Raw genomic sequence first — 2,916 nt, forward strand, 5'->3', positions numbered from 1 at the left:
CCCAACGACATCGTCGTGCTCGACAATCTCGGATCGCACAAAGGAAAGGCGGTCAGACGGGCCATCCGCGCCGTCGGCGCGCACCTGCTGTTCCTCCCCAAATACTCGCCCGATCTCAATCCGATCGAGCAAGTCTTCGCCAAACTGAAGGGCCTCGTGCGAAAGGCCGCACCCCGTTCCCTCAACGCCGTCGCCGACGCCATCGCAACCGCTCTGACCGCAATATCCCTGTCAAATCGCGTCCAAACGCGACCCCTTTTCGCGTCCAATAACGACCCCCCTTGTCGGAGTGAACACGCGCTGAAGACGGGCTCGCGACAATCAGGATGAGAATGCGCCGCCGCTGCCGCGACGGAGGGAGGGCGTAGCCCGACCGGAGGAGCGGCAGCGGCGGCGCGCGAAAAATTTTCCCCGCCCTCGGGCGGGGCGCGGGACGGGCTCCTGTCGCAAACGGCAGAAGGCTTCCTCAGGAGCGGTTTTTGAACCGCCAACTCGTATTGCCGGTCTCGACGATGTCGCAGTGGTGGGTCAGCCTGTCGAGCATGGCGGTCGTCATCTTGGCGTCGCCGAACACTTGCGGCCAGTCGGCGAAGGCGAGATTGGTCGTGATCAGCAGCGAGGTGTTTTCGTAGAGCTTGCTGATGAGGTGGAACAGCAATTGGCCGCCGGGCTGGCTGAACGGGAGATAGCCCAACTCGTCGATGACGATGAGATCGTAGCGCAGCAGGTTTTCCGACAGGCGACCCGAACGGCCGGCGGCCTTTTCCTGTTCGAGCTGGTTGACGAGATCGACGAGATTGAAGAAGCGCCCTCGGGCGCGGGCGCGGATGACCGCCGAGGCCACGGCGATGCAGAGATGAGTCTTGCCCGTGCCGGTTCCGCCGATGAAGATCGCGTTGCGCTTGGCGTCGAGGAAGGCGCCGGAGGCGAGTTCGCGCACCTGGCCTTCGTCGACCGGGGTATCGGCGAAGACGAACTTATCGAGGTCCTTGAGGACCGGGAACTTGGCGCCGGCGATGCGATAGCTGATCGAACGCGCCTGCCGGTGAGTGCGCTCGGCGCGGATCAGGCTGGCGATCAGCGGGTAAAGCTCGTCGCGCCGGGCGATGCCCTTGCCGGCGACCTCGTCGAAGCTGGCGCGCATGCCGTACAGCTTGAGTTCGCCCATCGCCTCGAGAATCTCATGGCGCTCCATCAGGCGATTTTCCTTATGCGGTCGTAGCGGCTGCAATCGGCCGCGGGTTCGATCTTCAGGCGCAGGGCGTCCGGGGTGGTGATGCTGGGCGGCGGCGCAGGCTGGCGCCGGCGCGCCAGCACGGTCAGGATCACGTCGCCGCTGGCCAAGCCCGCCTCCAGCGCCTCGGCGCAGGCCGCCTCGACCGCCCCGAGCCCGTGATCGAGAACCGCGCCCAAAATCTTGACGAACTGACGATCGCCGTCGGCGTGCGGCTTCAGCTTGGCGCGCACTTGCGTCAGAGCGACCGGCAGATCCCAGTCCTTGAACGGCGCGCCATTGCGCAGGGCGCCGGGCTTCTTCACCAGCACCGGCAGGTAATGCCAGGGGTCGTAGACGATCTTGTCGCGCTGGAAATTGCGCGGATGATCGGCGACAACTTCCTCACCCAGCAGCACGACGATGCGCTCGGCGTGGGAACGCACCAGGACCATTCGCCCGGCGGCGCGGGCGTCGACGCTGTAACGATTGTGGTCGGCCATGATGAGGCAGGTCGTGCTCGCCCTGACCGCCTTTTCGACGAAGCCGTCGAAGGGACCGCGAAGCTCCATCAGGCTCGCGCGCTCGTCCTCGAACAGCTCCCAGATCGTGCGATCCTTGAACTCGGGATGCGGCATTCGCTTGGCGTAGGCGATGCATTGATCTTCGAGCCACGCATTCAACTCGTCCAGGCTTTTCACCCGCGGCTTGGGGCGGAACATCTGGTCGCGCAGATTGCCGACCTGGTTCTCGACCTGGCCTTTCTCCCAGCCCGACGCCGGCGTGCAGGCCACCGGCTCGATCAGATGGTGGGAGCACATTTGCAGAAAGCGGGCGTTGTAGCGGCGCGCCTTGCCCACGAAGATCGCTTCCACCGCGGTCTTCATGTTGTCGTAGATGCCGCGTCGGCAGACCCCGCCATAAAACCGGAACGCCTTGTCGTGGGCGTCGAACACCAGCTCCTGGGTCTCGCGAAAATAGACGCGCACGAACGGCATTCGGCTGTGCGAAAGCTTCATATGCGCCGCCTTCACCGTCAGCGGCAGCCCCTGGAGCGTGATCGTCTCGTGGCTCCAATCGAACTGATAGGCTTCCCCTGGTGCAAAGCTCATCGGCACGTAGGCATGCACGGGAACGCGCGCACGTTCCTCGCGCCAGGACTTCACGAACCGATGCACGCTGTCATGGGCGCCGTTGTAGCCGCGCCCGCGCAGTTCCTCGTACAGTCGTTGTGTCGAGCGACGCTCGCGCTTGGCCAGCTTGGACTCGATCTCCAGAATCTCAATCAGCGGTTCGACCCACTCGCCGAACTTCGGCGTAGGCTGAACGTCCCGCGCGTATTTGAACTCGGTCTGCCGGCCACGCACGACCTTGCGAACCGTCGAGCGCGACACCGAAAGCGTCCGAACGATCTCCTTGATCGACCGTCCCTGCTCGAAATAAGCGCGCCGTATCTCCCCGATCTTGTCCACCCCAAACATCCCCATCAGCCCTTCCCGGCCGATCTGGGCCAAAGGAAGGACGCTGACACACAACGTCGGAGGGGGGTCGTTATTGCACGCGAAAACCGCCCCTCAGGGGGTCACTATTGCAAGCGATTTTACAGTCGCATTGTGGAGCAAGCTGGCCGCCCTTGATCAGCGCGACCCGATGGTGGAGTCCAACGCGAATATGCGCCCGATGTTGGAGGCGGCGGTGCGCGC

General features: G+C 64.1%; 3 protein-coding genes. 1 reads left to right on the forward strand and 2 read right to left on the reverse strand.

What is annotated here, in order from left to right; genetic code table 11:
* Window positions 1–330, forward strand: a 330-nt coding sequence (locus tag ABSG20_RS34845; protein ID WP_423868969.1) for a transposase, incomplete at its 5' end; no start/stop codon positions are given.
* 136 nt (window positions 331–466) lie between these two features.
* Here the strand turns inward: ABSG20_RS34845 and istB are convergent.
* Window positions 467–1,195 carry an IS21-like element helper ATPase IstB gene (istB, locus tag ABSG20_RS34850; protein WP_423868970.1) on the reverse strand — a complete coding sequence of 243 codons (729 nt, stop codon included), beginning with the start codon at window positions 1,193–1,195 and terminating at the stop codon, window positions 467–469.
* Window positions 1,195–2,694, reverse strand: a complete 1,500-nt coding sequence (gene istA, locus ABSG20_RS34855) for an IS21 family transposase (RefSeq protein WP_423868971.1) — start codon at window positions 2,692–2,694, stop codon at window positions 1,195–1,197. Before istA ends, istB begins: the two co-directional genes overlap by 1 nt.
* Window positions 2,695–2,916 lie beyond the last annotated feature (222 nt).

Origin of the sequence: Bradyrhizobium sp. (genome assembly GCF_049512235.1) — a bacterium.
Lineage (GTDB): Bacteria > Pseudomonadota > Alphaproteobacteria > Rhizobiales > Xanthobacteraceae > Bradyrhizobium.